Annotated in this window: 25 protein-coding genes and 1 other RNA gene; 12 read left to right on the forward strand and 14 right to left on the reverse strand. The window is 69.3% G+C overall.

What is annotated here, in order from left to right:
* Positions 1–11 precede the first annotated feature (11 nt).
* Positions 12–497, reverse strand: coding sequence for a nitroreductase family deazaflavin-dependent oxidoreductase (locus ABZV44_RS20445; protein ID WP_354838265.1), 486 nt, complete (start codon positions 495–497; stop codon positions 12–14).
* A 106-nt stretch (positions 498–603) separates the two neighbouring features.
* Between ABZV44_RS20445 and ABZV44_RS20450 the strand changes: the two genes are divergently transcribed.
* From ABZV44_RS20450 to ABZV44_RS20460, 3 genes are all read left to right on the forward strand, one after another.
* Positions 604–1,209: a TetR/AcrR family transcriptional regulator gene (locus tag ABZV44_RS20450; RefSeq protein ID WP_354838518.1), complete on the forward strand. Its 606-nt coding sequence runs from the start codon at positions 604–606 to the stop codon at positions 1,207–1,209.
* A gap of 538 nt (positions 1,210–1,747) precedes the next feature.
* Positions 1,748–2,305, forward strand: a complete 558-nt coding sequence (locus tag ABZV44_RS20455) for a TetR/AcrR family transcriptional regulator (protein WP_354838268.1) — start codon at positions 1,748–1,750, stop codon at positions 2,303–2,305.
* A gap of 71 nt (positions 2,306–2,376) precedes the next feature.
* A complete protein-coding gene (locus ABZV44_RS20460) occupies positions 2,377–4,062 on the forward strand; it encodes an alpha/beta fold hydrolase (protein ID WP_354838271.1) in 1,686 nt (561 codons plus the stop codon).
* A 24-nt stretch (positions 4,063–4,086) separates the two neighbouring features.
* Here ABZV44_RS20460 and ABZV44_RS20465 read toward each other — a convergent pair whose 3' ends face one another.
* Both ABZV44_RS20465 and ABZV44_RS20470 read right to left on the reverse strand, forming a co-directional pair.
* A complete protein-coding gene (locus tag ABZV44_RS20465; RefSeq protein WP_354838273.1) occupies positions 4,087–4,818 on the reverse strand; it encodes a hypothetical protein in 732 nt (243 codons plus the stop codon).
* 106 nt (positions 4,819–4,924) lie between these two features.
* Positions 4,925–5,701, reverse strand: a complete 777-nt coding sequence (locus tag ABZV44_RS20470) for a C1 family peptidase (RefSeq protein ID WP_354838276.1) — start codon at positions 5,699–5,701, stop codon at positions 4,925–4,927.
* 272 nt (positions 5,702–5,973) lie between these two features.
* Here ABZV44_RS20470 and ABZV44_RS20475 point away from each other — a divergent pair, with 272 nt between their 5' ends.
* Together ABZV44_RS20475 and gndA are read left to right on the forward strand one after the other, a co-directional pair.
* Positions 5,974–6,918: a LysR substrate-binding domain-containing protein gene (locus tag ABZV44_RS20475; RefSeq protein WP_354838279.1), complete on the forward strand. Its 945-nt coding sequence runs from the start codon at positions 5,974–5,976 to the stop codon at positions 6,916–6,918.
* Between the two features lie 144 nt (positions 6,919–7,062).
* Positions 7,063–8,505 (forward strand): NADP-dependent phosphogluconate dehydrogenase, encoded by a 1,443-nt coding sequence (gene gndA / locus ABZV44_RS20480; RefSeq protein ID WP_354838282.1) that lies wholly within the window; start codon positions 7,063–7,065, stop codon positions 8,503–8,505.
* Positions 8,506–8,588: 83 nt separating this feature from the next.
* On the opposite strand, the gene ABZV44_RS20485 is transcribed toward gndA, so the two are convergent.
* The 6 genes from ABZV44_RS20485 to ABZV44_RS20510 form a co-directional block, all read right to left on the reverse strand.
* A complete protein-coding gene (locus ABZV44_RS20485; RefSeq protein ID WP_354838285.1) occupies positions 8,589–9,326 on the reverse strand; it encodes a helix-turn-helix transcriptional regulator in 738 nt (245 codons plus the stop codon).
* A 242-nt stretch (positions 9,327–9,568) separates the two neighbouring features.
* Positions 9,569–11,203: a CocE/NonD family hydrolase gene (locus ABZV44_RS20490; protein ID WP_354838287.1), complete on the reverse strand. Its 1,635-nt coding sequence runs from the start codon at positions 11,201–11,203 to the stop codon at positions 9,569–9,571.
* Between the two features lie 688 nt (positions 11,204–11,891).
* On the reverse strand, positions 11,892–12,524 hold the full coding sequence (locus tag ABZV44_RS20495) for a TetR/AcrR family transcriptional regulator (RefSeq protein WP_354838290.1): 633 nt from the start codon (positions 12,522–12,524) through the stop codon (positions 11,892–11,894).
* A 142-nt stretch (positions 12,525–12,666) separates the two neighbouring features.
* On the reverse strand, positions 12,667–12,840 hold the full coding sequence (locus ABZV44_RS20500) for a hypothetical protein (RefSeq protein WP_354838293.1): 174 nt from the start codon (positions 12,838–12,840) through the stop codon (positions 12,667–12,669).
* A gap of 141 nt (positions 12,841–12,981) precedes the next feature.
* Positions 12,982–13,497 (reverse strand): gamma carbonic anhydrase family protein, encoded by a 516-nt coding sequence (locus tag ABZV44_RS20505; protein ID WP_354838296.1) that lies wholly within the window; start codon positions 13,495–13,497, stop codon positions 12,982–12,984.
* Between the two features lie 68 nt (positions 13,498–13,565).
* Positions 13,566–14,555 carry a helix-turn-helix domain-containing protein gene (locus ABZV44_RS20510; RefSeq protein WP_354838299.1) on the reverse strand — a complete coding sequence of 330 codons (990 nt, stop codon included), beginning with the start codon at positions 14,553–14,555 and terminating at the stop codon, positions 13,566–13,568.
* Positions 14,556–14,626: 71 nt separating this feature from the next.
* Between ABZV44_RS20510 and ABZV44_RS20515 the strand changes: the two genes are divergently transcribed.
* Together ABZV44_RS20515 and ald are read left to right on the forward strand one after the other, a co-directional pair.
* On the forward strand, positions 14,627–15,412 hold the full coding sequence (locus tag ABZV44_RS20515) for an MBL fold metallo-hydrolase (protein WP_354838302.1): 786 nt from the start codon (positions 14,627–14,629) through the stop codon (positions 15,410–15,412).
* Positions 15,413–15,484: 72 nt separating this feature from the next.
* Positions 15,485–16,594 carry an alanine dehydrogenase gene (ald, locus tag ABZV44_RS20520; protein ID WP_354838304.1) on the forward strand — a complete coding sequence of 370 codons (1,110 nt, stop codon included), beginning with the start codon at positions 15,485–15,487 and terminating at the stop codon, positions 16,592–16,594.
* A 59-nt stretch (positions 16,595–16,653) separates the two neighbouring features.
* On the opposite strand, the gene sigJ is transcribed toward ald, so the two are convergent.
* The 4 genes from sigJ to ABZV44_RS20540 all read right to left on the reverse strand — a co-directional run bounded on the left by sigJ (position 16,654) and on the right by ABZV44_RS20540 (position 20,368).
* Positions 16,654–17,619, reverse strand: a complete 966-nt coding sequence (gene sigJ / locus ABZV44_RS20525) for an RNA polymerase sigma factor SigJ (protein ID WP_354838307.1) — start codon at positions 17,617–17,619, stop codon at positions 16,654–16,656.
* Between the two features lie 141 nt (positions 17,620–17,760).
* Positions 17,761–18,702, reverse strand: a complete 942-nt coding sequence (locus ABZV44_RS20530) for a cobalamin biosynthesis protein (protein ID WP_354838309.1) — start codon at positions 18,700–18,702, stop codon at positions 17,761–17,763.
* 203 nt (positions 18,703–18,905) lie between these two features.
* Positions 18,906–19,865: an SURF1 family cytochrome oxidase biogenesis protein gene (locus ABZV44_RS20535; RefSeq protein WP_354838521.1), complete on the reverse strand. Its 960-nt coding sequence runs from the start codon at positions 19,863–19,865 to the stop codon at positions 18,906–18,908.
* Between the two features lie 17 nt (positions 19,866–19,882).
* Positions 19,883–20,368 carry a low molecular weight protein-tyrosine-phosphatase gene (locus ABZV44_RS20540; protein WP_354838312.1) on the reverse strand — a complete coding sequence of 162 codons (486 nt, stop codon included), beginning with the start codon at positions 20,366–20,368 and terminating at the stop codon, positions 19,883–19,885.
* A 44-nt stretch (positions 20,369–20,412) separates the two neighbouring features.
* Between ABZV44_RS20540 and cobC the strand changes: the two genes are divergently transcribed.
* From cobC to ABZV44_RS20560, 4 genes are all read left to right on the forward strand, one after another.
* The gene (gene cobC / locus ABZV44_RS20545; RefSeq protein ID WP_354838315.1) at positions 20,413–21,462 is read left to right on the forward strand and encodes an Rv2231c family pyridoxal phosphate-dependent protein CobC; all 1,050 of its coding nucleotides are present in this window, start codon (positions 20,413–20,415) and stop codon (positions 21,460–21,462) included.
* Positions 21,463–21,525: 63 nt separating this feature from the next.
* Positions 21,526–22,656, forward strand: coding sequence for a Nif3-like dinuclear metal center hexameric protein (locus ABZV44_RS20550; protein WP_354838524.1), 1,131 nt, complete (start codon positions 21,526–21,528; stop codon positions 22,654–22,656).
* A 187-nt stretch (positions 22,657–22,843) separates the two neighbouring features.
* A complete protein-coding gene (locus tag ABZV44_RS20555; protein WP_354838527.1) occupies positions 22,844–23,581 on the forward strand; it encodes a C4-type zinc ribbon domain-containing protein in 738 nt (245 codons plus the stop codon).
* Between the two features lie 147 nt (positions 23,582–23,728).
* Entirely contained in the window at positions 23,729–24,916 is a 1,188-nt protein-coding gene (locus ABZV44_RS20560; RefSeq protein WP_354838318.1) for a bifunctional RNase H/acid phosphatase, read from the forward strand.
* 21 nt (positions 24,917–24,937) lie between these two features.
* On the opposite strand, the gene ABZV44_RS20565 is transcribed toward ABZV44_RS20560, so the two are convergent.
* Entirely contained in the window at positions 24,938–25,825 is an 888-nt protein-coding gene (locus tag ABZV44_RS20565; protein WP_354838321.1) for an alpha/beta fold hydrolase, read from the reverse strand.
* 30 nt (positions 25,826–25,855) lie between these two features.
* Here ABZV44_RS20565 and rnpB point away from each other — a divergent pair.
* Positions 25,856–26,286, forward strand: an RNA gene (gene rnpB / locus ABZV44_RS20570) — RNase P RNA component class A.
* Positions 26,287–26,369 lie beyond the last annotated feature (83 nt).

Below are 26,369 nucleotides of genomic sequence, written 5' to 3' on the forward strand. Positions count from 1 at the left end.
CGGCGCGGCGACTAGCCGGCCGGCCGCAGGATCACGACCGGAATCTCTCGTTCGGTCCAGGCCTGATAGGTGTCGAAGTCGGCGTACGCCTCGACGAGCCGGGGCCACAGCCGGGCGCGCTGTTGCGGATCGGCGGTGACGGCGTGCACCGGGAACCGGTCGGCGCGGATCTGGATGTGGGTGTCCGGATCGGCGCACAGATTGCGGTACCACTGCGGGTGTTCCGGGAGCCCGCCCTGCGAGGCCACCACGATGGTGTCGGGCCCGTCGGTGATGTAGAGCAGCGGGACGGTGTAGACGGCGCCCGTCTTGCGCCCGCGGTGTTCGAGCAGCAGGGTCGGCACCGGTTTGCGGAAACCTGCTCCGATGCGCCACTTTCCGCCGATGCGGCCGCCGGTGCGCCGGTAGATCCAGACCTGGGCCCGGGCGACACGCTTGAAGATCTTGGGCAGGACGGGGGAGTCGAGCTGCGGGGGCCGGGGCGGGGTGGTGGTCATGGGCTTCCTTTCGCGTCCACTGACCATACAGTCATGGCCATGTGTATGGTCAAGGCCGGACTGTAACCTCGGCCGGGACAATCGCGAGCGAAGGGATGGCGATCCGGTGCGCACGCATGGATGGTCGGGGGCGGCGCCGGCCGATGACACGGAGGCCGTCGAGCGCATCGTGACCGCCGCGCGGCGGGCCATCGATCGTTCCGGTGCCGAGTTCAGCATTGCCGAGGTGGCCCGCGATCTCGGTGTCACACGTCAGACGGTGTATCGCTACTTCCCCAGTGCCGAAGCGCTTTTGACGGCCACCGCCCTGGCGCAGACGGAACATTTCCTGGATGTGCTGGCGGAGCGGCTCGGGGATATCCGCGATCCGGCGACGGCCGTGGTGGAGGGTATCGCCTATACGCTCGAGCGCCTGCCGGAGGAGAAATACCTCGGCCTGCTGTTGCGATCCGGGCGGGCCGGCGCTTTCTCGGCCGGCGTAACCTCCGATACCGCACGGTCTTTCGGGCGCTCGATACTGGAACGTTTCTCGGTGGATTGGGCCGCGGCCGGAATCTCCGGCGCCGATCTGGACGAACTCGTCGAGCACATGCTGCGGATCGTGCAGTCCTTCATCATCGATCCGGGCCGACCACCCCGGCGGGGAAAGGAGATTCGCAGCTATCTCTCGAGATGGGTTGCGCCCGCGCTGGTCTCACGTGAGGTCACCTGAATCGCCGCATGCGAAGCCTCGCGCACCGGTTCCTGACGTGTGTGAAGCCGTAATTGTGCGACCAATGGTATGCGGGATGGGAAACCCCGGGGCCTAGCCTGCCCCGGGGTTTCGGTGTCCGCCCATTTGCGGCACGCCGACACGTTTAAGAACGGGTTGAGTCTGAAGTTAACGTGACGCTCTGCGATTGAGCTACGGCCCATTGGTGGCTGAGCCGGCGGGAGTTGAACCCGCAACCTTCACGCTGACAATCCGTTCCCTCGATTCGGCGTTCGGCGGCGAATGCTGAAACTGGAGCGAGAGTGTGAGTTTGAGGGCGCGGTGCCTCTGCCAATTGGGCTATCCCGCCGTGGATGGCGGGAGGAGGACTCGAACCTCCACTGGGCCGCTGTGCCCGTCACAGGGAACTTCGGTTTCAGCTTGCGCTCCTTGCGCACCGCCGACTGTAGACGGCGCCGCGGCGGTCGGCCAAGCGATTATCCGGATCGCCGAGCGGGAGGGGTTGACAGGAATATGTAGACCGGTCTAGTTTTTCCGTATGGGTCAGAAGGGTGCCGAGACGCGAGACCGGCTGCTGGACGCTACGCAGGAGCTGGTCGAGGCCGGAGGGTACTTCGGCGCGGGGCTCAACCAGGTGATCGCGCTCAGTGGTGCGCCGCGCGGTTCGCTGTACTTCCACTTCCCCGGCGGTAAGGACCAGCTGGTGGGGGAGTCCGTGCGACGGGCCGGCGCGGTGATCGGCGATTCCCTTGGGGCGCTTGCTGATTCCGAGTTGCCGGTGGCCGACTTCGTCGACCTGGTGCTACAGCAACTGGGCGACAGGCTGGAAACGTCGGAGTGGCGGAAGGGGTGTCCGGTCGCCACCGTGGCGCTCGAGACGGCCGCCGCCAATGACTCGATGCAGCAGGCGTGCTCGGAGGTCTACTCCTCGTGGGAGGAGACCCTGCGTGCGCGGCTGGCCGGGCAGCCCGGGGCCGACGACCTCGCCACCGCGATCCTCGCCCTGATCGAGGGTGCGCTGCTGCTGGCCAGGGCGCATCGCAGCAGGGAGCCGCTGGATCGGGTCGGCAGGCAGATCGCCGTCTGGCTGCGGTGAATGCGGGCCGGCGTGATCGCCGGCTCTCTTTTTGTCTCGAAAATATATAGACCGGTCTATTAGGAGTGGACATGGATGCAATCGTCTTCGGCGCAACCGGATTCATCGGCCGTTCGCTGGTCGCCGAGTTGCTCGGCAGGGGGCAACGGGTGGCGGCGGCGGTGCGGAACGACACCCTCACCCCGTGGCTCGTCGAGAAGGGGGTCGACATCGGTGGGCTGACGGTCGTCACCGCCGACATCACCGCACCGCTCGAGGGGTTGCCCGAGGTGCGCGACGTGTACAACGCCGCGGCGCGGTACGCGTTCGGGCTCGACGTGCGAGAGGCGCGGGCTACCAATGTGATCGGGGCGATCAATGTGCTCGACTGGGCCGCGACCCTGCCCGGGCTGCGGCGGGTGGTGCACGTGAGCGGGTACCGGGTGAGCGCGCCGGACGGCGAGCCCGACTACGCCGGGCTGGGGGCGTACGAGGCGTCGAAATTCGAGGGCGATCTCGCGGTGCGGAACCGGGCACGCGAGCGCGGCGTGCCGCTGACCATTGCCAACCCGAGCACTGTGATCGGGCCGGGGCAGTATCTCGGGCTGGCCGGTCTGGTCCGGGATCTGTGGGAGGGGCGGCTGCCCGCGGTCCCGGGCGGTCCGGAGGTTTTCGTGCCGATCGTCACCATCGACTACTTCGTTCGTTTCTTGGCGTCTATCCCCGAATCGCCTGCGGGCGAGCATTATTGGGTGCTCGACGATGCCACGCCGCGACTGCCCGAACTGGTGCGTACGGTCGCCGACCAGATGGGGGTGCGGGCGCCGCGGCGCAGCGTTCCCGTCGGTCTGCTCCGGCGCCTGCCGCGCAGGATCACCGGAGCCGATCCCGAGACGCTGTCCTTCCTCTCGACCGAGCGCTATCCGACGGCTTCCGCTCGATCCTTCGCCGCCGCAACGGGTCTGGAGATGCCCTCCGCGGACGATGCGCTGCGGACGTGGGCCGACGACCTGGTCGCCGAGCGCTTCGGCGCCGCGTCGCCCTGGATGCGCCCCTACGGTTTCCATACCGTGGCGGGCAGCCGGACGTGGATCGCCGGAGACAGGCATACCCCCGATCACGTGCTGCTGCACGGGCTTCCGATGAATGCCGATCTGTGGGCTCCGCTCGCCGCTCGGCTGCACGGTTCGGCCCTCGCGCCTGACCTGCCGGGTCTGGGCCGCTCGGCCGCCTCCGGCCAGCCGGTGGAGGCGTGGCTGGGGGAGGTGCTGAGCCAGGTCCGGACGCGGCCGGTGCTCGTCGCGCACTCGCTGGCGTGTGTGCCCGCACTGCGCTATGCCGTCGAGCATCCGGACCGCATCAGCAGGCTCGTTCTGATCTCACCGCCGTTCCTGCAGGCCCCCGGTCCGAAATCGGCCCGCTCACCGCTGGCGGCGTCGGTCCTGCGGCGCATGTCCACCGACCGGCTCGCCGAGATGTTGGGGATTCCCCGGGGTCCCGAGATCGATAGTGCCGCAGCGGATTTACGTCGGCCGGGAGTCGCGCGGCGGGTAGTCGAGGCAATGCGGACCGTGCACGCCGAGCGGGCGCGGTCCCGGGAACTGCTGGACCGGGTGAGTGTCCCGGTCGAGATCATCGTCGGGTCGGCCGATCCGCTGGTCGTGCCCGTCGGCCATCCGGTCACCGAACTGCCCGGCGCCGGACACTATCCGCAGCTCACTCACCCGGCCCAGCTTGCCGGCCATCTCGAACCGGTCCCCGGCCCGCTCCGCCGGTGACTGCGGCCGTGGACGGCGCGGGGATCAGCCGAACAGATATCCGAAGATCTCACCGCCCAGCTTGCGCTGGGTGATCTCGGCATTGTTGGCCTCCTCGCGCGCGAACTTGACTGCGTGCTGGAGCTTTTCGACGCGCTCGGTGAGTTCGTTGACGCGCTTGGCGGGCAGCGCGCCGGAGAACCTGATGGTGCGCCAGTAGCCGACCACCACATCCTCGTGATACACCTCGACCTGCGCCGGATGCTTCTCCGTCGCTTCGGCTTTCACGTGGTTGCGCGGAATCTTCTTGGTGCGCACCGTCTGTACCGGCTCGGTGGCGTAGCAGTCCGCGGCGGCATCGTATTCCCACGACTCCGCGGCATCCAGCACCGGCAGTTTGCGGACGAAGGTGTGCAGGTCCACCAGCTGCTTCTCCAGGAACAGCAGGTAGGTGATGGGCGCGCCCTGCACCAGGGTGCGGCCGTCCACCACCACATCTGCGGTGGCGGTGCAGTTCGCCCAGTCCTTGGTGGCCACCACGTCGAACAGTTTGGTCAGGATCTCCGCCGTGGTCTGCAGGACCTCCTCGGATCTCACCTGGACGCGCGTCGACTCGGGCGGCAGCTGCTCGCCCTCCTCGTCCTTGGGGCGGTAGGTGCGCGAAATACCGCTCAGCAGCGGGTTCTTGGCCAGCTTGTGATGAGCCTCGGTGAGGTCGGAGAAGGTCCGGGACTTGATCCCTTTCTCGACGGCGACAATCTGATTCAAACGTGTCATTCCGGCACTGTATCGGTGCGCGCGCGGCAGCGACCACCGGTTTTCGGCGGTCGCTGCCATGGGTATCCGGCTTGGCGGACAAGCGGTTTCGGCTTGTCCGTAGCGGTTAGCCGGTGACAGTGCGGATGGTCCAGAGGTCGGACGCGTTGACCGAGAGCATGTACGCGTAGGGCAGGGTGCCGTATCCGTTCCGGCCCCAGGCGGTGCCCCAGGAATTGCGGATCCGGAATACCGACCTGGAATCGTCGTATCCGACCGCGACCACGCAATGTCCGCCCACCACCTGTTCATTGGCGGCGGGCAGGGGGATGTCGCCGGTCTTGTCGACCTCCGGGCTGAAGATGCTCTCGTAGACGGTGAAGCCGAAGACGAACGGATATCCGTCGGCCAGGCACCCCTGCATCTGGGAGAGCGTGCGCGCCACCCGGGAATACTGGATGGCCCGATGCTCGGCCGCATCGGTGAAGCACTTCTGCGGCGGTTCGGTCGCGAATTCCGAAATATCGTAGGGCCATTCGGATTCCGGGCAGGCGCCCACGGTGGCCACGCTCTTGATGCCGTCGCGGATCATCGCGCCCGCGTCCTGACCGACCGTGCCCTCCATGACGCGCTCGTTGTAGTAGATGAACAGCCGGGACGGCACGGATACGTCGGCCAGTTGTTCTTTCATGGCGTCGAACTGCAGTGCCCCCGCAATGCCGTTGCCAGTGCAGGAGCCGAGCTTGCCCTGGTCGTAGACGGGGGCGAACTTCGAGGTCAGGTCCACGGACGGCGGTAATTGGGCGATCGTCGCGGCCGGCGCGGCATAGAGGTGATCGCGCTGGTCGGGCAGGTCCGGAATCCAGCCGAGCCCTTTGTTCTGCTTGATGCTGATTGCTTTCATGACGGGCGGTCCTTCGATGGAAACGGTGAATCCGCCCGGCGGGGCGAGTTCTGATGCCCTCCAGTGCAGCCCGGGCCGCCGCGATCGGAAACCAGCGAAGTCCGAAAACATCTTCACTCGAACTGATCGCGGTATGCCCCCGAAAATCGGGTAGCCCACCACTCGTTACCCGGACGGCCGTGCGCGCGATATTCGATGGGCACGAGAAGGAGAAACTGCCGACGGCAACCGGTCATCGACCACCGGTGCCGAACGGCGCGAGGGGGTCGGTCGTGGAGCTGCGGCAACTGCGTTACTTCGTGACGCTGTCGGAGGAACTGCACTTCGGGCGCGCCGCGGCGCGCGAGCACATCGTCCAGTCCGCGCTGAGTCAGCAGATTCAGCGGCTGGAACGCGAACTACGGGTCCCGCTGGTGGAGCGCAGCACCCACCACGTGCGCCTCACCGCCGCGGGCACGCTGCTGCTCGGCGAGGCCCGGCTGATCCTCAGCCACGTCGACCGGGCCGCGGCCGCGGCGCGCACCATGACCGGGACCGATGCCGTCCTGCGGGTTGCGCAGGGGGACGCCAGTTTCGACACCATGCCGGTGGTGCTGGCCGCGGTCCGGCATCATCATCCGGAACTGGTCGAGGTGCATCAGGTCGAGGCCGGGGTGCCCGAGCAGTGCCGGTTGCTCGCCCAGGGGCGGCTCGATGTCGGCATCGGGCGCGCGTCACAGCTGCCGGACGAGGTGGCGTCGGAGGTCATCCGGTTGGATCGGCTGGGTGTGCTGGTCGCCGCGGAGCATCCCTGGGCGCACCGGCACGCGGTGCCGCTCACCGAACTGGCCGGGGAGACGCTGGTGTTCGCCGACGAATCCCGCGCGCCGGAATTCAACGAGTACATCCGGGAGCTGTGCCGCACAGCGGGATTCGCGGCCACGCCCTACCCGGGCACGGTGCACAGCGTGCTGGGCGCGGGCCGGCTGGTCCGCGACGGTCACGCGCTGGTGTGCGTGCCGCGGTCCTGTGCGCCGCTGCCGGGCCTGCGCTGGATCGCGATCGCCGAGCCCGCCTACTATCCGTGGTCGCTGCTGTGGCGCGCGAACGGCGAGACCGAGGCCGTGCGCGCCATCCGCTGCTGTGCGCGGGTACTGGGCGAGCGGCTCGGCTGGACGTCCCGCCGCGAACCCGAGGCGGTCGCGATCGCGCCCGTCACCGCCCGCCTGGCGGGCTGAGCCCGCCCGCGTGGCCGGGGTCCCTCGGTGCGGCGGAGGCCGGACCGGGTAGAAAAGGTATGGCGTCGTGGAGCGCATCCGTCGATGCCGCCGCCGAGGAGACTTCGTGCGGTCATCACAATCTTCGAACGGAGAGGCTGTTTCATGGCGACCTCGGAAGCGCGCGCTCAGATCGGCGTGACCGGCCTGGCGGTCATGGGTAGCAATATCGCCCGCAACTTCGCACGGCACGGGTACACCGTGGCCCTGCACAACCGCAGCATCGGCAAGACCGACGCACTGCTCGAGGCGCACGGCGGCGAGGGTGATTTCGTGCGCACCGAGACCGTCGAGGAGTTCGTGGCCGCGCTGGAGAAGCCGCGTCGCGTGCTCATCATGGTCAAGGCCGGTGACGCCACCGACGCCGTGATCGAGGAGCTGGCCGCGGCCATGGAGCCCGGCGACATCATCATCGACGGCGGCAACGCCCTCTACACCGACACCATCCGCCGCGAGGCGGCCATGAAGGCGCGCGGCCTGAACTTCGTCGGCGCGGGCATCTCCGGCGGCGAGGAGGGCGCACTGAACGGGCCCGCCATCATGCCGGGCGGCCCGAAGGAGTCCTACGAGTCGCTGGGTCCGCTGCTGGAATCCATTGCGGCGCAGGTCGACGGCACCCCCTGCTGCACCCACATCGGCCCCGACGGGTCCGGCCACTTCGTGAAGATGGTGCACAACGGCATCGAATACGCCGACATGCAGCTCATCGGCGAGGCCTACAACCTGTTCCGGGACGCGCTGGGCTTCGACGCCAAGCAGATCGCGGACGTGTTCACCCAGTGGAACTCCGGTGAGCTGGAGAGCTACCTGGTGGAGATCACCGCCGAGGTGCTGAACCAGGTCGATGCCAAGACCGGCAAGCCGCTCGTCGACGTGATCGTGGACGCCGCCGAGCAGAAGGGCACCGGCCGCTGGACCGTCAAGTCCGCCCTCGATCTGGGCATCCCGGTGACGGGTATCGCCGAGGCCGTCTTCGCCCGCGCCCTGTCCGGCTCCCGCGCCCAGCGCGCCGCCGCCAAGGGCCTCGCCTCCGGCGCCCTCGGCGAAAAGCCCACGGATGTCGCCCAATTCACCGAGGACATCCGCCAGGCCCTCTACGCCTCCAAGATCGTCGCCTACGCCCAGGGCTTCGACCAGATCGCCGCGGGCTCCGCCGAATACGACTGGGACCTGCACCCCGGCGACCTGGCCACCATCTGGCGCGGCGGCTGCATCATCCGCGCCCGCTTCCTCAACCGCATCAAGGAGGCGTACGAAGCGGACCCGGCCCTGCCGAGCCTGATCCTCGCCCCGTACTTCCGCGAGGCCATCGAGAACGCCGTCGACAGCTGGCGTCGGGTCGTCGTGACCGCCACCCAGCTCGGCATCCCGGTCCCGGCCTTCGCCTCCTCGCTCTCCTACTACGACGCCCTGCGCGCCGAGCGTCTCCCGGCCGCTCTCACCCAGGGCCAGCGCGACTTCTTCGGCGCCCACACCTACGAGCGCATCGACGCCGAAGGCAAGTACCACACCCTGTGGAGCGGCGACCGCAGCGAAGTCCCCGCGTAATTTCCGGTAGGACAAGAAGTTCTACGAGCGGAGTTCGTGCCGGATCGGCACGAACTCCGCTGCTGTTCCAGGACCGAATCGAATCAAAGTGGCAGACACAGCAACAGGGTTATTCGGTCGGGGTACGTTTCGTTGTGGACCGGGCCGGCCTGGACGCTGTATTCGCGGATTTCGCCGGAGCCGGGGTTGCGGAGGCGTTGGGTGCGGACGGGTGGGGTGAAGTCGACGCCGCCCTCGGACCAGAAGCGGCGGAAGTCGGGGAAGCGGGCCAGGTCGGCGACGAAGGTGGTGAAGACTGGGTCGCCGGGGGCGCGGCCGACGGTCATGCGCAGCCATTGGACGTATTGGCGGGCTTCGGATTCCCAGTCCACCTCGATGACTTTCGCCTGTTCGCTGCCGAACATCCAGCGGAAGACATTGCCCTCCTCGCGGAGCCCGGGCAGGGCCGCGTTCCAGGAGTCGTTGGAGTCGAGGATGTTTCCGCACGGGTCCAGGTAGGCGGCGAGTGCCGGTTCCAACAGGGCCAGGGCGCGCTGCTGATCCGGGGTGATGGCGGCGTGCAGTTCCTCCGGGTCGGCGGTTTCGGGTATGCGCAGCCCGGCCAGTTCGTGCAGATGCCGGCGGTCGGTGGGGGTCAGCGGGGACATCAGGTTCAGGCAGCGCATCAGGGAATCGACCACCGATCGCGTCGGGTTTCCCCGTTCGCCCTTCTCCAGGGCGGTGATGTAGCTGGCGCTCACGCCCGCCGTGTAGGCCAGGTGCTCGCGGGAGAAGCCGCGTTCGTCGCGCAGCCGCCGTAGCGCCTGGCCGAAGGTCGGCACCGCGATATCCTCAGCAAACCAACCGCTTTCCCCGTCTCCGGACACCGAAGACCGCCTTCCCAACACCCGCTCGTCGCCGTTCCCGCTCGCAGTCACCGACGAGCAACCCGATAACGGATGCTGCCACATGGGTGCGATGCCGAGGAACCGGTCGGAATATCCCGTTTGTGTTGGTGCCAGGCATTGTGACCGCGGTGCGGCCGTGCTATCGCCATGCAGCGGCCGCCCGCGAGCCGGTCCGGTCAGGGCGCCATCGGGAGATCGATGTAGCAGGGCCCGTGATCGCTGGACAGGGTGATGACGCTCCCGGGTTCGGTCTCGTCACCGTAGAAGTGGTCGTTCGTGTCGACGATGAGTACGACCCGATGGCCGCCGGGAACCCGATAGTCGGTGGCCTGCAGGGGAACTCGTATGGTCGTGGTCTGCTCCGGGCCGCGGTTGGCGATGGTCGCCGCGGCGTGGGTGATGATCCGCAGCGCCCCGGTCACCGGGTTGTGGTCGAACAGATACGTGATCAGCGTGGCCGTCGTGCTGGACGGGGTGACGGTCAGCGCGATCTCGGGAATGCCCGCGATGTGGCGGGGCCGGAGGAAGGCCCGCGTGTGCCAGACCGCCGCCCGCGTGCGGTCCACCTCCGCCAGCGGCTGGCGGTTGGGCATCAGCAGGCGTTCGCGGAAGCCGTCCATCACCAGTTCGGTGGCCGCTCGGACCTGTTCGGTCCCGGCCTGGAAGCTCTGGCTCATGTTCGCCGGTTGATCGGTGACCAGGGTGCCGTCGGGGGACGCGCCGGAGGGCGTGGCGAGATGGTAGCGGCGCACGGGATTCGACCACGCGGACAGGTCGTTCGACGAGGTCATCGTGAATCTGTACATGGTCTCGGTGTGTACGACCCCGTCGCTGTCGATGCCGTTGTCGACACCGAGCAGATAGTGGTCGAACCAGTCGTAGGCCGCCTCGGTGGTCCGGGTGTACACGCCCAGCAACAAGCCGGGAATCTCCACCGCGCCATGGTCGCCGATCGCCAGATCCAGTCGCTTCGGCCCGGGGAAGCGGTCGAAGTAATCGATCAGCTGATTCTGCGGGAAGATGGTCTCGTGCCAGAAGCTGGTGAAGAACGTCGGCACCGGGCGGATCTGGCCGGCCGCGGCGGGGGAGCGGGGTCGCGCGTAGTCGAGCACCTTGTCGATATCCGTATTGGCCCGGAAGGATTCGAGCACCTTCTGCAGGTCCTCGCTGGGACGGTCGCTGATACCGGCGAGGGCTTCCGCGGCCATGATGTGCCGGGTTCCGTTGTCGTAGAGGGCCTTACCCAGATCCGCCCAGGTGCTCAGCGCGACCACGGCCTTGACCGCCGGGTGGGCATTGGCGACCAGCTGGCTGATGCCCGAGCCGTAGGAGATGCCCGCCATCCCGACCTTCTCCCGATCGGCGTGCAGCTCAGCATGATTCAACGCCCACTCGATCACCGCGCATCCGTCGGCCACGTCCTCGGGACCGGCGACGGTCAGCTCGCCCCCGGATCCGGGCAGCCCGCGCTCGGTGTAGGCGACCACGGCGTAACCGCGCAAGAGCAGCCGGACGACCGCGCCGGAGTACATCTTCCAGCCGGTCTTGTCGAGGCCCGCCGGCAGGACGATGAGCGGGTGCGGCCCCTCCGCGCGCGGCCAGGCGATGAGCGCGTCGAGCTCGACGCCGCCCGCACCGGGAATCTGCACCTGGCGGATGCCGCACCGGTTGCGCACGGCCGCGATGTCCTCGGCGAGGTATTCGGGCACTCCGGTGGCATTGCCGGTGAGCAGGTCGTCGACGACCGCGAGAACATCGGATTCCTGGTTCGGGGCCAAAAGGCGCAGTTGACCCGGGTGAGCTTGCGACATGACAAATCCCTTCGATCCTCGGTATTCCGAACAACTTTCGAGGGCAGCGTGCGATAGACCTCCCGGAGTGGAAATTCGGCCGACTGCGAGTCGTCGCCGTGCAAACGGTCCAGGGAATTCGCGAATCATTCAGGGCTGGAAGGCCTTTGCCAATCCCGAATACCGTCGATGCTACGCCGGTCGCAGAGGTGCTGTGAACGATTCGGAAATCGTGAGTTCCATTGTGTACCAGTCGATTTGGAATAACGACTCGTCGGTATCGAGTGGTCCGTCGCCAGGCCGCGGGTTCGCGCCCGGCCTATCACACCGCAACCGGATAGTGAACTGTGAGGGTGCTGGGTATCGCCATGGAGTCCGCCCAGAGTTCGAGTTCGGGTCTCGTCCAGGGGTATTGAGCGGCAGTAACTTTCCATGCGTCTTCGAAGTACACAGTCGAAAGGTCATGAAATGGTTGCTCTGATCCTTGCCGCCGTCGGTCTCATGTCGGGCAGCGCGGTCGCCGCGGGCGCGGCGGGTAGTGCGGGCGCGTTCGCCGGAAATATCTAGGCCCGCGAGGATAGCCGGGCACAGAGAGCGTGCGGCCGACCGGATACGACCGCCGGAACCCCCTGCCCCGGGAACGGGGCAGGGGGTTCCGGCGTATCCGGGCTAGAGGGCGACGGTGCGCGGCGTGAGTTTCCGGGGCGGGTCAGGCCGGCTGCACGCCGATCATGGGCAGCACGGTGCGGCGGGCGAACTCGCGTGCGGCCGTCTCGTCGGTCAGCGGGATCAGGCCGTCCGGGGTCAGTACCAGCGACTGGCCCAGGCGGGCAAGCACTTCCGCGACCAGGTCGGCATCGAAGGCGGGCACGTCGGCGGAAGCCTGCAGTGCACGCAGTTTCTCGGCCAGGTAGGTGCGCCCGAGCGCGAGAATGGGCCCGGCCTCGGTGGTCAGGCGCGGCAGGATGGTGTCGGGCTCGGTGCGCAGCAGCCGTTGCAGCAGTTTGTTGCTCGCCAGCTGGGTGATGAACGCGACGAAGACCTCGACCAGCTGATCGTCTCCGGATTCGCCGGTGGCCGTGGCCTCCTGTACCCGCTTGTCGATCTCGGCGATGAACAGCTGCGCCTCGCGTACGCCCACCGCTTCGACCAGATCGTTCTTGGATTCGAAGCGCCGGTACAGGGTGGCCGGGCTGATGCCGGCACGACGCGCGATCTCCCCCATGCTGGTTCGCTTGATCCCGAAGTCGAGGAATGCCGACAGCGCGCTCTCCAGCAGCTGTTCGCCTTCGGCCCGCGGCTTCTCCAGGATGCGTTGCAGGATGGTGGGCACGGACGGCATCGAGTCTCCAGTCGATCGGTTGGCGACCGCGACATTGCGGTGAACGGCCAAGGCGCGCAGTGGCGCACAGGTCGAGCCGCATTATCGCATCGCCGGAGGGTTGCGGTCGCAACCCCGTCCGATCAGCGAACGCCGCGCCCGATCAGCGGACGTCGAGCGCGGCCATTTCGCTCTCTATCGCATTGGCGGCGAAATCGATGCCATTGGAACGCAGTTCGTGCACCCGGCGCTGGAGTGCCTCGATTCCCCCTGGCTGCGCGGCGATATCGGCCACGCTGATGCGCTGTCGGTGCATACCGTCGTGCTCGTACGACACCGTTGAAACCTCCTGCTAGCCCCGAGCGCGCACCCGGCTGGCGACGGCACAGCCCGGGCCGCCGGGGACGCTTCGAACGATGCTAACAGCGGCCTTTATGGTCACTTGTTCAGTGTGGGGATTCTCACATGCCCCCTTCAGTCACGCCTCTTGACCCTGGCGGTGCACGGCCGTGTTGTGCAGGTAGGCGGTCGCATTCAGGCGAATGTGATCACGCTCGGCCTCGCTCAGCTCCCGGCGCACCTTGCCCGGCACCCCCGCGACCAGCGAGCCCGGCGGAATCTGGGCGCCCTCCGGAACCAGCGCGTTGGCCGCGATCAGGCTGCCCGCCCCGATGACCGCGCCGTTCAGCACCGTCGCGCCCATGCCGATCAGCACATCGTCGCCGACCGTGCAGCCGTGCAGAATCGCGTTGTGCCCCACCGAGACTCCCTCGCCCACCGTGCACGGGAAGCCCGGATCGGCGTGCAGCACACAGCCGTCCTGAATATTGCTGCGCGCACCGACGGTGATCTGATCCATGTCACCGCGCAGCACCGCCGAATACCAGACGCTCACTTCGGCTTCCAGCCGTACTCGCCCGGCCACGGTGGCGTTCGGCGCGACCCACGCGCTCTCGTCGATCTGCGGCACGTGCTCACCCAGCTGAATCCTCATAGCCCCGAACTTAGCCCCCGCCGGGTGCCGGGCCGCCGTGGGGAGCCGCTGCGGCGGACTCGGCTCGGTCAAACCCGGCGGAAGAGGGCCCGATGGGCGGCGGGCGTGGTGCCGAGCAATCGGTGGAAGTGATGGCGGAGATTGACGCCGGTGCCCAGCCCGGAATCGGCGGCCACGCGGTCCATGGTGTCGTCGGTGGATTCCAGCAGCAGCCGGGCGTGGTCCACGCGCTGCTGCAGCAGCCACTGCTGCGGGCTGGTGCCGGTGCGATCGCGGAAGCGGCGGGTGAACGTGCGCCGCGACATGACAGCGGTCCGGGCCCAGCCGTCCAGATCCACCGGCTGATCGAGATGGGTTCTGGCCCAGACCATCGCATGCTCGATCGGGTCCTGGTCGGCTGTCTCGGGCACGGCGACCGGGATGTACTGGGCCTGTGAGCCGCTGCGGTGCGGGGCCAGCACCAGCCGGCGGGCCAGCTCGGCGGCGACCCGGCTGCCGTGGTCGGTGCGCACCAGGTGCAGACAGCAGTCGAGGGCCGCGGCGGTGCCGGCGGAGGTGATGAGGTCGCCGTCGTCGGACCACAGGGTGTCCGCGCGCACCCGGACCGCCGGATACGCGCGGGCCAGCTCGACCGCCGCCGACCAGTGCGTGGTGATCTCCCGTCCGTCGGCCAGGCCGCTCGCCGCCACCGCCCACGCGCCCAGGCACAGGCCGACAATGCGGGCGCCGCGGGCGTGGGCCCGGTGCAGGGCGTCCCGGATGGGTTCGGGGAGTGGGAGATCGCGCTCCCAGCTCGGGATGACCAGGGTGTCGGCGGTCTCGGTCGCCTCCAGGCCGTGGGCGACGACGATATCGAAACCCGCTGGGGTGGTGATGGTTCCGGGGCGTTCGGCGCACACCACCACGCGATAGGGGCTGCCGGCCGGACCGCCCGCGCCGATGCGGCCGAACACCAGGGTCGGCACCGCCAGGTGGAACGGGCTGATCCCGTCGTACACCACGATGGCCACGGTGTGCAGGGACTCGGCGGCGTCGGCTTCGCGGGATCCAGCAGTCATGGCCCGATCTTATCGAGGCGCGGCCTTCGGGCCACTGTCACGACCCACGGACCGCGACGAGACTTGTCGGCATGACGAACACGATCGACACCGCAGCGGCCACTTCCACCCTCGAGCTCCTCCACATCGGCGGCCCCACAGTGCGATTCGGCTACGGCGACCTGGTCTGGCTGACCGACCCCACCTTCGACGAGCCGGGTGAGTACCCGGGTGGTGTCACGCTCTACAAGCTGAGCGGGCCGGCCGTGCCCGCCGCCGAGATCGGGCGGGTCGATGTGGTGCTGCTCTCGCACGATCAGCACGCGGACAATCTCGACCGGTCCGGCCGGGAATTCCTGGCGGGGGTCGAGACGGTGCTGTCCACACCGGACGCCGGCGGGCGCATGGAAGGTGTTCGGGGACTGGCAGAGTGGGAGTCGGTGCGGATCGGGGCGGTGACCGTCACCGCGGTGCCCGCACTGCACGGACCCGAGGGTTGTGAGCCGTTCACCGGAGTGGTCACCGGGTTCGTGCTGCAGGCCGACGGGCTGCCGACCGTCTACGTCTCCGGGGACAACGCCTCGGTCGACTATGTGCGGCGGATCGCGGAACGCTTCGGACGCATCGATATCGCCATCCTCAATGTGGGCGCGGCCAATACCGACCGCTTCGGCGATCTCGACCTGACCCTCAACGGCCGCACCGCGGTCCACGCCTCGGAGGCGCTGGGTGACGCGGTGATCGTGCCGGTCCACGCCGAGGGCTGGGCGCACTTCTCCGAACACCTCGACTACCTGACCCACCGCTTCACCGTCGCCGGCCGCGCGGACCGGCTGCGTATTCCGACCCCCGGCGAGGTCTTGGCCGTCGCCTCCTGAAACGCGATCGCCTCCTGAAATCGGGCCGTGGCGCTCATGGCGGCGCGGCCCCGGCGGGTGAACGATGGCGGTATGAGAATCGGGGTACCGCGGGAGGTCAAGGAGCAGGAGTATCGTGTCGCCCTCACCCCGGCCGGCGCCGGGGAACTGGTGCGGCACGGGCACGAGGCGCTGGTCGAGGTCGGGGCGGGGGTGGGGTCCGGGTTCGCCGACGCCGACTACATCGCGGCGGGCGCGCGGGTCCTGCCGGACCCGGACGAGGTCTGGGGCGGGGCGGAACTGGTGCTCAAGGTGAAAGAGCCCATCGCCGAGGAATATTCGCGCATGCGGGAGGGACAGGTGCTGTTCACCTTCCTGCACCTCGCCGCTTCACGCGACTGCACGGACGCGATCCTGCGCTCCGGCATCACCGCCATCGCCTACGAGACCGTCCGGGCCGCCGACGGGTCGCTGCCGCTGCTCTCGCCCATGAGCGAGGTGGCGGGCAAGCTGGCCAGTCAGGTCGGGGCCTATCACCTCATGTCGCCGCAGGGCGGGGCAGGCTTGCTGCTCGGCGGAGTGCCCGGGGTGGTGCCGGCGGACGTGACGGTCCTCGGGGGCGGGGTGGCCGGCAGCAACGCGGCGGCTGTCGCGGTCGGGATGGGGGCGCGAGTCACCGTGCTGGACACCAATATCGCGCGACTGCGGGAACTCGACGCCCGGTTCGGCGGGCGCGTCACCACGATCGGCTCCAATGCGGCCGAGGTCGAGAAGGCGGTGCTGGCGGCGGACCTGGTGATCGGCTCGGTCCTGGTGCCGGGGGCGCGGGCTCCGGAACTGGTGCCCGACAGCCTGGTCGCCCACATGCGCCCGGGCTCGGTGCTGGTCGATATCGCCATCGACCAGGGCGGGTGCTTCCAGAGCTCGCACCCCACCACGCACGCGAAACCGACGTTCCAGGTGGCGGATTCGCTGTTCTACTGCGTGGCCAATATGCCGGGCGCGGTTCCGCACACCTCCACCGTGGCGCTCACCAATGTCACCCTGCCGTATGTCGGCGCCATCGCGAATCTCGGCTGGTCCGGCGCCTGCGCCACCGATCCCGGCCTGGCCCAGGGGCTCACGGCCGACGCCGGCCGGCTCTACTCGCCGGAGGTGGCCGCCGCGCACGGGCTCGGGCCGGTGACGCGGGTAGCGTCCTGACGGACGACGACGGGCCCGCCGCCGGATGAATCCGGTTGCGGGCCCGCGGTTTCCGCGGTTCAGGCGTCGCTGTCTCCGGCGGTGTCGCCGAGCGGCCAGTCGGGCTCCGCGCCTTCGGCCGGGATGCCGCGCAGCTTGTCCGGGTTGCGGACCACGTCGATCTTGGTGATCCGGCCGTCGTCGATGGTGAACGCGAAGACGCCGGTGTACTTGCCGTCGAACACCACCAGGCCCGGGCGGCCGTTGACCAGCACCGAACGGCCCCACGCGCCACCGACCTTCGAGGCGACATCGAGGAAGCCGAGCAGCGTCTTGGCGACCTTCTCCGCACCGTGCATGGGGTGCAGGAACGCCTGCACCTTGCCGCCGCCGTCGGAGGTGAAGGTGACATTGGAATCCAGCACGCCGAGCAGGGCGCTCAGATCACCGGAACGCCAGGCCACCGCGAAGGCCGAGACCACCTTCTCGTGCTCGTCCGCGCTGGCGGGGAAGCGGGGCGTGCCGTCCTCCACGTGTTTGCGGGCGCGCGAGGCCAATTGGCGCACGGCGGCGGGGGTGCGGCCGACCACCTCGGCCACCTCGGGGCCGGACATGCCGAAGACGTCCTGCAGGACGAAGGCGGTGCGCTCGGCGGGGGAGAGGGATTCCAGCACCACCAGCAGGGCGGTGGTGACGCGCTCGTCCTGCGAGATGCGGTCGGCCGGATCGTCCCAGGTGGTGATCTCCGGCTCCGGAAGCCATTCGCCCACATACTGTTCGCGCCGCGACCGCGCCGAACCCAGGTGGTCGAGGGCCAGGCGGCCGGTGACGGTGGTCAGCCAGGCGAGCAGGTTTTCGATATCCGCGCCCTCGGGACTGGTCTCGTAGTAGCGCACCAGCCGCAGCCACGCCTCCTGCACTACATCGTCGGCGTCGCTGAGACTGCCGAGCGTGCTGTACGCGACCCGCCGCAGATAGCCCCGATGCTCCTCGAACCGTCGCGCCAGCTCGACCTGATCGGGCCCGTCCGGCCGTCCGTCACTCATCGCACCCTCGCCCTTCACTCACGTCCGCCCCGGTGGGGCGAACCGTCCACAGCATCGACGAAACAGGTCGGCGGACTGTGACATTCCTTCCGGAAAATCTAGCGAAGACGACCGAACGGTTCGTGAATTCGCGCGGCCGGATCAGCGTCGCCACAGGTAGGCGGCCGTCGCGGCGGCGACCACGGCGGCCACCTGCACCGCTTCCGAGAGCCGCACCGCCCGGCGCAGATCACGCACCCGGGGGATCGGACCGTCACCGAGTGTCGGCCGCAGCTCGGTGCCGTGCCGATATTCGGTGCGGCCGCCGAGGGTTACGTTCAGTGCGCCCGCCATGGACGCCTCCGCCACACCGGCATTCGGGCTCGGATGCTTGGCCGCATCGCGTCGCCATACCCGCCACGCATCGGCCGGGCGACCGCCGACGATCGGGGCCAGCGCGGTGGTGATGAGACCGCTGACGCGAGCGGGCGCGAGATTCGCGACATCGTCCGTGCGGGCGGCAGCCCAGCCGAAGTTGCGGTAGCGGTCATTGCGGTAGCCGACCATGGCGTCGAGAGTGTTGATGGCCCGATACGCCAGCAAGCCGGGAGCACCCGCCACCGCACCCCAGAACAGCGGCGCCACAGTCGCATCGGAGGTGTTCTCGGCGATGGATTCGAGCGCCGCCCGGGCCAGCCCGTCCGCGTCGAGCACCTCGGGATCCCGCCCGCACAGCGACGGCAGCAGTGCTCGCGCCCCGTCGATATCGCCGGATTCGAGCCGATCCGCCATCTCCCGCCCGGTCCGTGCCAAGCTCGTCCCGCCCAGCACCGTCCAGGTCGCGGCAGCCGTCAGCACCGCCTCACCGAGCGCCCGTCCGGCCACGGCCCGCCGCAATCCGATCCCCAGCCCCGAAACCGCACCGACCAGCACGATCTCGTGCACAACCCCCGCCACGCGGCTGTCCCGATAGGTGCGCCGTTCCACCTTCATTGCGGCCGAACCGAATCCGGCCACCGGATGCCCGCGCCGCGGATCCCCCAGCGCCCGGTCCAACCCGAACCCGAGCAGCAGTCCCGCCGCAGTGGCAATTCCCGTTCGCACCCGGCGAGGTTAGCGGAGGCGACAGGCTCGGCCGACTTCAGCCGCGGCGCGGACAACGGCCGAGCTGCTGTCCGATGCTGCGCGGCCCGGTCGCATATCCCGATGATGAGAAGTGCACACCCGCGTGCCTGCCGGCCTTCATCGCCCCGGCGCGGAGCGAGGCTGTGCGCATGCGGAATGCGCCGCGACGGTGTAGTCAGGGTCTACCGGCGCGTGCCGCCGTAGCGGTCGGCGAGGCGAGCTTCATTGGTCGTGGGTTTCGGCTTGGGGGCCGGGTCGTTGGGTTTCGCCGCGCGTGCGGCAGTGGTCGATTCGGGTGCGGCCGCACCGGTCGGCTCAGGGGTGCCGGTCGGCATGGCAGGGCCGGCGGGCTCGCCGGTGGTGGTCGGTTGGGCTGCGGCTTCGAACTTTTCGCGGCGGCGGGCGCGGATCTCGGCCCAGACGAAGTAGCCGAGGCCGAGGGGAGCCATGACGCCGAAGGCCAGCCACTGCAGGCCGTAGGAGAGGTAGGGGCCCGAGTCCAGCTGGGGGAGCGGGTCGGGGGTGAAGGCGCCGGGCTGGCCGGACTCGAGCTGGAGGTACCCGCCCAGGCCGTCGGTGGGGATGGCGGTCAGGGGGATGCCGAGGACCGTGGCTTCCTGCTGGGTGTCGGTCGTATAGACCTGGCGGTAGCCGTCCTCGGTGGTCGGGGGCTTCTTCTCGATCACGCCCTCGGAGGCGCGGATGCGGGCCGCCAGCTGCTGGGTGCCGGCGGGCGGGGCGGCGACGACCGGCGGATGGGTGCCGCCCTGGGCCGCCGCCACCTGGCCGCGGTCGACCAGCAGGGTGCGGCCGTCGTCGAGGCGGAAGGCGGCCAGGACCGTGTAGGCGGGCTGGCCGTCGAGATGGCGCAGCCGCACCAGCACGGTCGAATCCGGAACGTAGACGCCGTTCGCGGTGACCCGCCGCCACTCGGTGTCCTTGCCGCTGCCCGACAGCATGCCGGTGATGTCGACCGGGTCGGCGTGCACCGAATTCGCGATGCGGTCGTTGCGTTCGGAGGTGCGGGTGTTCTTGCCCAGCTGCCAGGGGGCCAGCACGGTGAAGCACAGGTAGGCGAAACCGGCGACCACCACGGCGAGAATCAGCCAGCTGGGCCGCAGCAGGAAGGTGAAGCGCCGCAGCAGCGAGGTTACCGAGCTCATGCGACCTCACCCAACTGTTCGCGTACCCAGTCCAGCAGGCCCGGCACCGCCGCCTCGATCTGTTCGCGGACCAGCGCGAAATCGGCCTGATCGCCGTAGTACGGATCCGGCACCGATCGCCCGTCCGCGTGCGGATCGAAACTCCGCAGCAGCCGCCGCTGATCCGACGGCACCCCCAACCGGGCCAGCTCCCGCTCGTGCCCGGTATCGAGCGCCACCAGCAGATCGGCCGCCCGATGATCCGGCCCGATCAGCGCGGCCCGATGCCCGGTCGGATACCCGTGCGTCTCCAGCTCCCGGTTCGTCCGGTGGTCGGCTTCATCCCCCACATGCCAGCTGCCGGTCCCGGCACTGCTCACCCGCACCCGATCCGCCAGCCCCGCACGCTCCAGGTGCGCGGCGAAAATCTTCTCGGCCATCGGGGACCGGCAGATATTGCCGGTGCAGATGAAGGTCACATGCAGCTCGCCCACGACAGCCATTCTGTCCGGTGGGCGTGGGAGGCGGCCACGTAGGGTGGACGGCTGTGCCGGACGACACGGAGTTTCCCGATTTCGACCATGCCAGGCTGCGGCACCACGGGGACGTGGATGCGCGGCCGGGCATGGTCGATTTCGCGGTGAACGTCCAGGGGAGCGCGCCGCCGGAATGGTTGCGTGAGCGGCTGGTGGGACGGCTGGGAGAGCTCGGGCGGTATCCGGGCGAGGCGGACGAGCGGGCGGCGCGCGCCGCGGTGGCCGCCCGGCACGGGCGGGCGATCGACGAGGTGCTGCTGCTGGCGGGGGTGGCCGAAGGGTTCGCCATGCTGCCGCGGCTGGGGTCGCGGCTGGCGGCGGTGATCCATCCGTCGTTCACCGAACCGGAGCTGGCGCTGCGGGAGGCGGGGGTATCGGTCGCACGGGTGATGCTCGCGCCGCCGTACACCCTCGACGGCGCCGCGGTGCCGGAGGACGCGGATCTGGTGGTGGTGGGCAACCCCACCAATCCGACCTCGGTGCTGCATCCGGCGGACAGTATCCGCGCGCTGCGGCGGCCGGGCCGCATCGTGGTGGTGGACGAGGCCTTCGCCGACGCGGTGCCGGGGGAGCCGGAATCGCTTGCCGGAGAGAGCCATCCGGATGTGCTCGTATTCCGGAGCCTCACCAAGACCTGGGCGCTGGCCGGGCTGCGCTGCGGCTATGTGCTCGGTGCGCCGCCGGTGCTGGCGCGGCTGAATCACGGGCGCCCGCACTGGCCGCTGGGCACCCTGCAGCTGGAAGCCATTGCGGCGGTGAGCGAACCGGCCGCGGTGGCCGAGGCGCAGCGCCGGGCCGGGATCGTCGCGGCCGATCGGGCCGCCATGATTCCGCGGTTGCGGGAACTCGGCGTCGAGGTGCACGAGCCCGCGCACGGGCCGTTCCTGCTGCTCCGGGTGCCGGATGCGGAATTGTTGCGAAAGAAGCTCGCGGACAAGGGAATCGCGGTGCGCCGTGGTGATACGTTCCCGGGGCTGGAAACAGCTTTCCTGCGCGTCGCGGTGCGGCCCGCCGCCGAGGTGGATCGGCTGGTCGCGGCCATTCGTGACGTGGGTCTGTGAGCAGGACGCAGTGGGTTTGTGAGTGAGGCGCAGGCTGGTGAGCGACGAGGAGGTTCGGTTGTGGTGACGACGGTGCGGCTGGCGGATCTCATGGCGGCGCTGGATACGGCGTACCCGCCCGGGCTGGCCGAATCCTGGGATTCGGTGGGGCTGGTGGCCGGTGATCCGGACGAGCCGGTGTCGCGCGTGCTGTTCGCGGTCGACGCCACCGGCGCGGTCGTGGACGAGGCGATCGAGTGGGGTGCGCAGGCGCTGGTCGTGCACCATCCGCTGCTGCTGCGCGGCGTGGACACCGTCGCGGCCAGTACGCCGAAAGGCGCGCTGCTGCACCGGCTCATCCGCTCCGGATGCGCGCTGTTCACCGCCCACACCAATGCCGACTCCGCCGACCCCGGAGTCTCGGACGCGCTGGCGCATGCCATCGGGCTGACCGTGACCGGGCCGCTGGATCCGAAACCCTGGACCGCCCTGGACAAATGGGTGGTGGCGGTGCCCGTCACGCATCGCGACGAAGTGCTCGACGCCCTGTTCGCCGCGGGCGCGGGCAGCGGCGGGACCTACTCCGACGCGGCGTGGACGGTCTCGGGCACCGGACAGTTCCGGCCCCTCGACGGCGCGAATCCGGCCCTGGGCGCCGTCGGTGAGCTGCACGAGGTCACCGAGGACCGCCTCGAGGTGGTCGCCCCGCCGTCCCGTCGCGCCGCCATGCTGGCCGCTCTCCGGGCCGCGCATCCGTACGAGGAACCCTTCTATCACGTGACCGAACGCGCCGCGCTGCCCTCCGGCCTGGGCATCGGCCGCGTCGGGGAGCTGCCCGCCCCGGAAACCCTGCGCGAATTCACCGCTCGCGTCCGCGCCGGCCTGCCCGCCACCACCTGGGGTGTGCGGGCCGCGGGGGACCCGGAGCGCGTCATCCGCACCGTCGCGGTGTGCGGCGGCGCGGGAGATTCGTTCCTGGGCAAGGTTTCTCGCCTCGGCGTCGACGCCTATGTGACCTCCGACCTGCGCCACCACCCGGCCGACGAGCACCTGCGCGCGGGCGGCCCGGCCCTGATCGACGCCGCCCACTGGGCCACCGAGTTCCCCTGGTGCGCGCAGGCGGAAGGTGTGGTGCGCGCCGCACTGCCCGCCCTCGAGACCCGCGTCTCGACGCTGCGCACCGACCCGTGGACCCTCGGCGCGGCCGGCTGCTGACCAGGCATTTTGGGTTCGCGGCTGTCTCGATTCTGGCCTGACGTAGCGGGGGGAGCGAAGCGGAGGAGCGGAGGAGGGAAGAATCGAGACTTCGGGGCCGCGAACCAGCCCGGAGCGAAGCGTAGGGCAAATTGGACACGGTACGGTGGGAGTCTTACTCGTCCATAGCGTCCAGGAGACCTTCGCGTTGAATGCCGAACCATCGATCCAGGCCAAGCTGCTCGACCTCGCCGCTGTCGATGCCGAGCTGACACGGATCGAGCATCGCCGCAAGGTGCTGCCCGAGCAGCAGGAGGTGGCGCGGCTGGAAGGGGAGCGCACCACCCGCAAGGACGCGGCGGTGAAGGTCGAGATTCTCATCGACGACCTGGACCGCGACATCCGCAAGCTGGAGGGCGAGATCGAGGCCGTTCGCAAGCGCGAGGACCGTGACCGCGGCATGCTCACCGCCGGGTCGGTCGGGGCCAAGCAGCTCTCCGAACTGCAACACGAACTGGGCAGCCTGGAACGCCGCCGCACGGTCCTCGAGGACGACCTCATCGAGGTGATGGAGCGCCGCGAGGCCGCCGCCGCCGACCACGACCACGCCGGCGCCAACCTGGACCAGGCCGAGGCCGACCTGGTCGATGCCGAGCGCCGTCGCGACGACGCGGTCGCCGACCTGGACGTCGCCCAGCAGCGCTGCGACTCCGACCGCGCCGCCCTCGCCAACTCCTTCCCCGCCGAGCTGCTCACCGCCTACGACAAGCAGCGCACCACCTACGGCGTCGGCGCCGCCCTGCTCCAGGCCCGCCGCTGCGGCGCCTGCCGCATCGAACTCGACCGCGGCGAGATCTCCCGCATCTCCCAGACCGCTCCCGACGTGGTGGTCCGCTGCCCCGAATGCGGCGCGATCCTGGTGCGCACCAAGCAGTCCGGCCTGTGACAATCCGCCGCGCGCCGCTGATCGCCGTGCGCGGCAGTGCCGGAATGCCCCGAGGGCGTTCCGCCGGCCTGATGTGATGAGCTTGGTCGGCGACCGCGAGCACGCCGCAAGCGCGATGACGGACGACATGAAGGGTGAGAAGCGTTGGTGGACTTGGTGATCGTCGAGGCCGACGGCGGTTCGCGCGGGAATCCCGGGCCTGCCGGTTACGGCGCGGTGGTGTGGGATGCCGATCGCGCGCGCGTGCTGGCCGAGCGCATGGAGTTCCTCGGCGTCACCACCAATAATGTCGCCGAATACCGTGGGCTCATAGCGGGTTTGGAGGCGGCGGCCGAACTCGGTGCGCGTGAGGTTTCCGTGCGGATGGACTCCAAGCTGGTCGTGGAGCAGATGTCCGGGCGGTGGAAGGTCAAGCACGAGGCCATGATTCCGCTGGCCGATCGGGCGCGGCGGCTGGTCGCCGGGTTCGATCGGGTGAGCTTCGCCTGGATTCCGCGCAAGGAGAACTCGCACGCCGACCGCCTGGCCAATGCGGCGATGGACGGCGCCGATACGGTCGCGGAAGTCCGCACCGCGCTGGCGAACGATCGGGCCGCCGGGAGCGCGGCGGTCGAAAGTGGTTCGGCGGTAGGGGAAATCGCCGCAGCGGTCGCGGGCGGTGTCGTCGAAGTACCCGAAACCGCCGGGAGCACCGCGCACTCGCCCGGATGGACCGGTGCCGTGGGACGGCCGACGCGGCTGTTGCTGCTCCGGCACGGGCAGACGGAACTCTCTGTGCAGCGGCGGTATTCGGGGCGGGGGAATCCGCCACTGACCGAGCTCGGCCAGGAGCAGGCGGCGAACGCGGCGGCCATGCTGGCGCGCAAGGGCGGGATCGAGGCGATCGTGTGCTCCCCGCTGGGGCGGGCCAAGGAGACCGCCGAGGCGGCGGGCCGGGCGCTCGGACTGCCGGTGCGGGTGCTGGACGGATTGACCGAGACGGATTTCGGTGCGTGGGAAGGGATGACCTTCCGGGAGGCCCGCGAGCGGGATCCGGAGCTGCACGGCCGCTGGCTGGGGGATCCGTCGGTTCCGGCGCCCGGCGGCGAGAGCTTCGACCAGGTGCGGGAACGGGTCGAGGCGGTGCGACGGGATCTGGTGGCGTTGTATCCGGGCGCGAATGTGCTTGTGGTCAGCCATGTCACGCCGATCAAGACGCTGCTGCAGCTGGCGCTCGGGGTGGGGCCCTCGCTGCTGTACCGGCTGCACCTGGATCTGGCGTCGCTGTCCATCGCCGAGTTCTATCCGGACGGCGGTTCGTCGGTGCGCCTGGCCAACGACACCTCGTACCTCTGAACCCCTGCGCCCCACCGGGGTTCAGGGACGCAGCGTGGCCATCAGGAACTCGGTCTGATCGTAGACGGCCTTCTCGAACCAGTCGTCGAAGTAGATCTCGAAATGCCCTATGGGGTAACGCTTCACGGTGGCGTGCTTGGTGCGCTCCGCGGCCTTGAGTGTCGGGCCGGCCGGGGCCACCGAGTCGTTGTCGCAGACCGCGTACAGCACCGGCGCTTTGATGTCCTTGACGTGCCGGGTGGGATTGTCGAACAGCGTCGACAGGGCGACGCGGGCCGCCACCTTCGGCCGGTACTGCCCGCTCTCCTCGGCCAGGCGGCCGAAACCGGCCGGCACGTCGGCGGCGCTCATCAGCGCCGCGGAATGCTTCTTGCCCGCCAGCCGGGCATTGATCGGGCGCCGGATGATCGGTCCCACAACCTGATCCGTGACCGCCAGCGTGCCGGTCTTGATCAGGCTGATCGGCCCCTTCGCCAGTGCCGACGACCGGCCGCTGGTGAACGGGCACTGCGCCACCACGGCCGCGATGTAGTGATCGTCGGGCGCGACCGCCAGCACGTGACCGCCACCGAATGAACTGCCCCACAGTGCGATTCGCGTGGCGTCGATCCCCCGGACGGTGCGCGCGAAGGCGATTGCCGCATGCCAGTCCGCGCGCTGCCGGGCGATATTGATCACCTGCCGGGGCTCACCGCCGCTGGCCCCGAAATGCCGATAATCGAAGGCCAGGGCCGCGATTCCCGCCGACGCGAACCGTCGGGCATATCGGTCCAACCCCATTTCCCGGTCCGCCCCCAGCCCGTGACCCATGACCACCAGCGGGCGCGGCTTGGGCGGTCCATCCGGGAGATACAGCCATGCGGCGCACTGCTCGCCACCCGAAGGGAACCCCACCTCCACACGCTCCATGGGGCCCTACCGTACCCTGGTGGCCGCGGACGAGTCGGTCGGGCGGCCGCGGCGAAGGGAACGGGCACGCATGTGCCGCCGCCCTTCGCCGAGGAAAGTCCGGACTCCGGAGAGCAGGGCGGTTGTTAACGGCAACCCGGGGCAACCCGCGGGACAGTGCCACAGAAAACAAACCGCCGGTGGGCCGCACTTCGCGAGAAGTGCACCGCCGGTAAGGGTGAAACGGTGCGGTAAGAGCGCACCAGCGCGCCGGGTGACCGGCGCGGCTAGGTAAACCCCGCCCGGAGCAAGGTCGAAGGCCGCACTCGCGAGAGTGCGGCTGCGCAGGTGTTCGAGGGCTGCTCGCCCGAGCCTGCGGGTGGACCGCTCGAGGCACCCGGCAACGGTGTGTCCAGATGGATGGTCGCCACCCGGTGGGTAACCACCGGGGACAGGATCCGGCTTACAGACCGACTCGTCCGCCTCCGCAACCCCCGTGCCCAGGGCCGGGGGTGCATCCCTCGAAAATCGACGCGCGAACGTGATGGCGGATGTCCCGATGTTG

Origin of the sequence: Nocardia sp. NPDC004860, assembly GCF_040609015.1 — a bacterium.
Taxonomy (GTDB): Bacteria; Actinomycetota; Actinomycetes; order Mycobacteriales; family Mycobacteriaceae; genus Nocardia.

Coding starts and splice junctions, on each gene's coding strand:
- gndA (WP_354838282.1), top strand. CDS start 7,063: ATGGCGACCTCGGAAGCGCGCGCTCAGATCGGCGTGACCGGCCTGGCG.
- ABZV44_RS20515 (WP_354838302.1), top strand. CDS start 14,627: ATGACGAACACGATCGACACCGCAGCGGCCACTTCCACCCTCGAGCTC.
- ABZV44_RS20540 (WP_354838312.1), bottom strand. CDS start 20,368: ATGGCTGTCGTGGGCGAGCTGCATGTGACCTTCATCTGCACCGGCAAT.
- ABZV44_RS20465 (WP_354838273.1), bottom strand. CDS start 4,818: ATGACACGTTTGAATCAGATTGTCGCCGTCGAGAAAGGGATCAAGTCC.
- ABZV44_RS20505 (WP_354838296.1), bottom strand. CDS start 13,497: ATGAGGATTCAGCTGGGTGAGCACGTGCCGCAGATCGACGAGAGCGCG.
- ABZV44_RS20470 (WP_354838276.1), bottom strand. CDS start 5,701: ATGAAAGCAATCAGCATCAAGCAGAACAAAGGGCTCGGCTGGATTCCG.
- sigJ (WP_354838307.1), bottom strand. CDS start 17,619: ATGAGTGACGGACGGCCGGACGGGCCCGATCAGGTCGAGCTGGCGCGA.
- ABZV44_RS20445 (WP_354838265.1), bottom strand. CDS start 497: ATGACCACCACCCCGCCCCGGCCCCCGCAGCTCGACTCCCCCGTCCTG.
- ABZV44_RS20490 (WP_354838287.1), bottom strand. CDS start 11,203: ATGTCGCAAGCTCACCCGGGTCAACTGCGCCTTTTGGCCCCGAACCAG.
- ABZV44_RS20510 (WP_354838299.1), bottom strand. CDS start 14,555: ATGACTGCTGGATCCCGCGAAGCCGACGCCGCCGAGTCCCTGCACACC.
- ABZV44_RS20460 (WP_354838271.1), top strand. CDS start 2,377: ATGGATGCAATCGTCTTCGGCGCAACCGGATTCATCGGCCGTTCGCTG.
- ABZV44_RS20565 (WP_354838321.1), bottom strand. CDS start 25,825: ATGGAGCGTGTGGAGGTGGGGTTCCCTTCGGGTGGCGAGCAGTGCGCC.
- ald (WP_354838304.1), top strand. CDS start 15,485: ATGAGAATCGGGGTACCGCGGGAGGTCAAGGAGCAGGAGTATCGTGTC.
- ABZV44_RS20495 (WP_354838290.1), bottom strand. CDS start 12,524: ATGCCGTCCGTGCCCACCATCCTGCAACGCATCCTGGAGAAGCCGCGG.
- ABZV44_RS20455 (WP_354838268.1), top strand. CDS start 1,748: ATGGGTCAGAAGGGTGCCGAGACGCGAGACCGGCTGCTGGACGCTACG.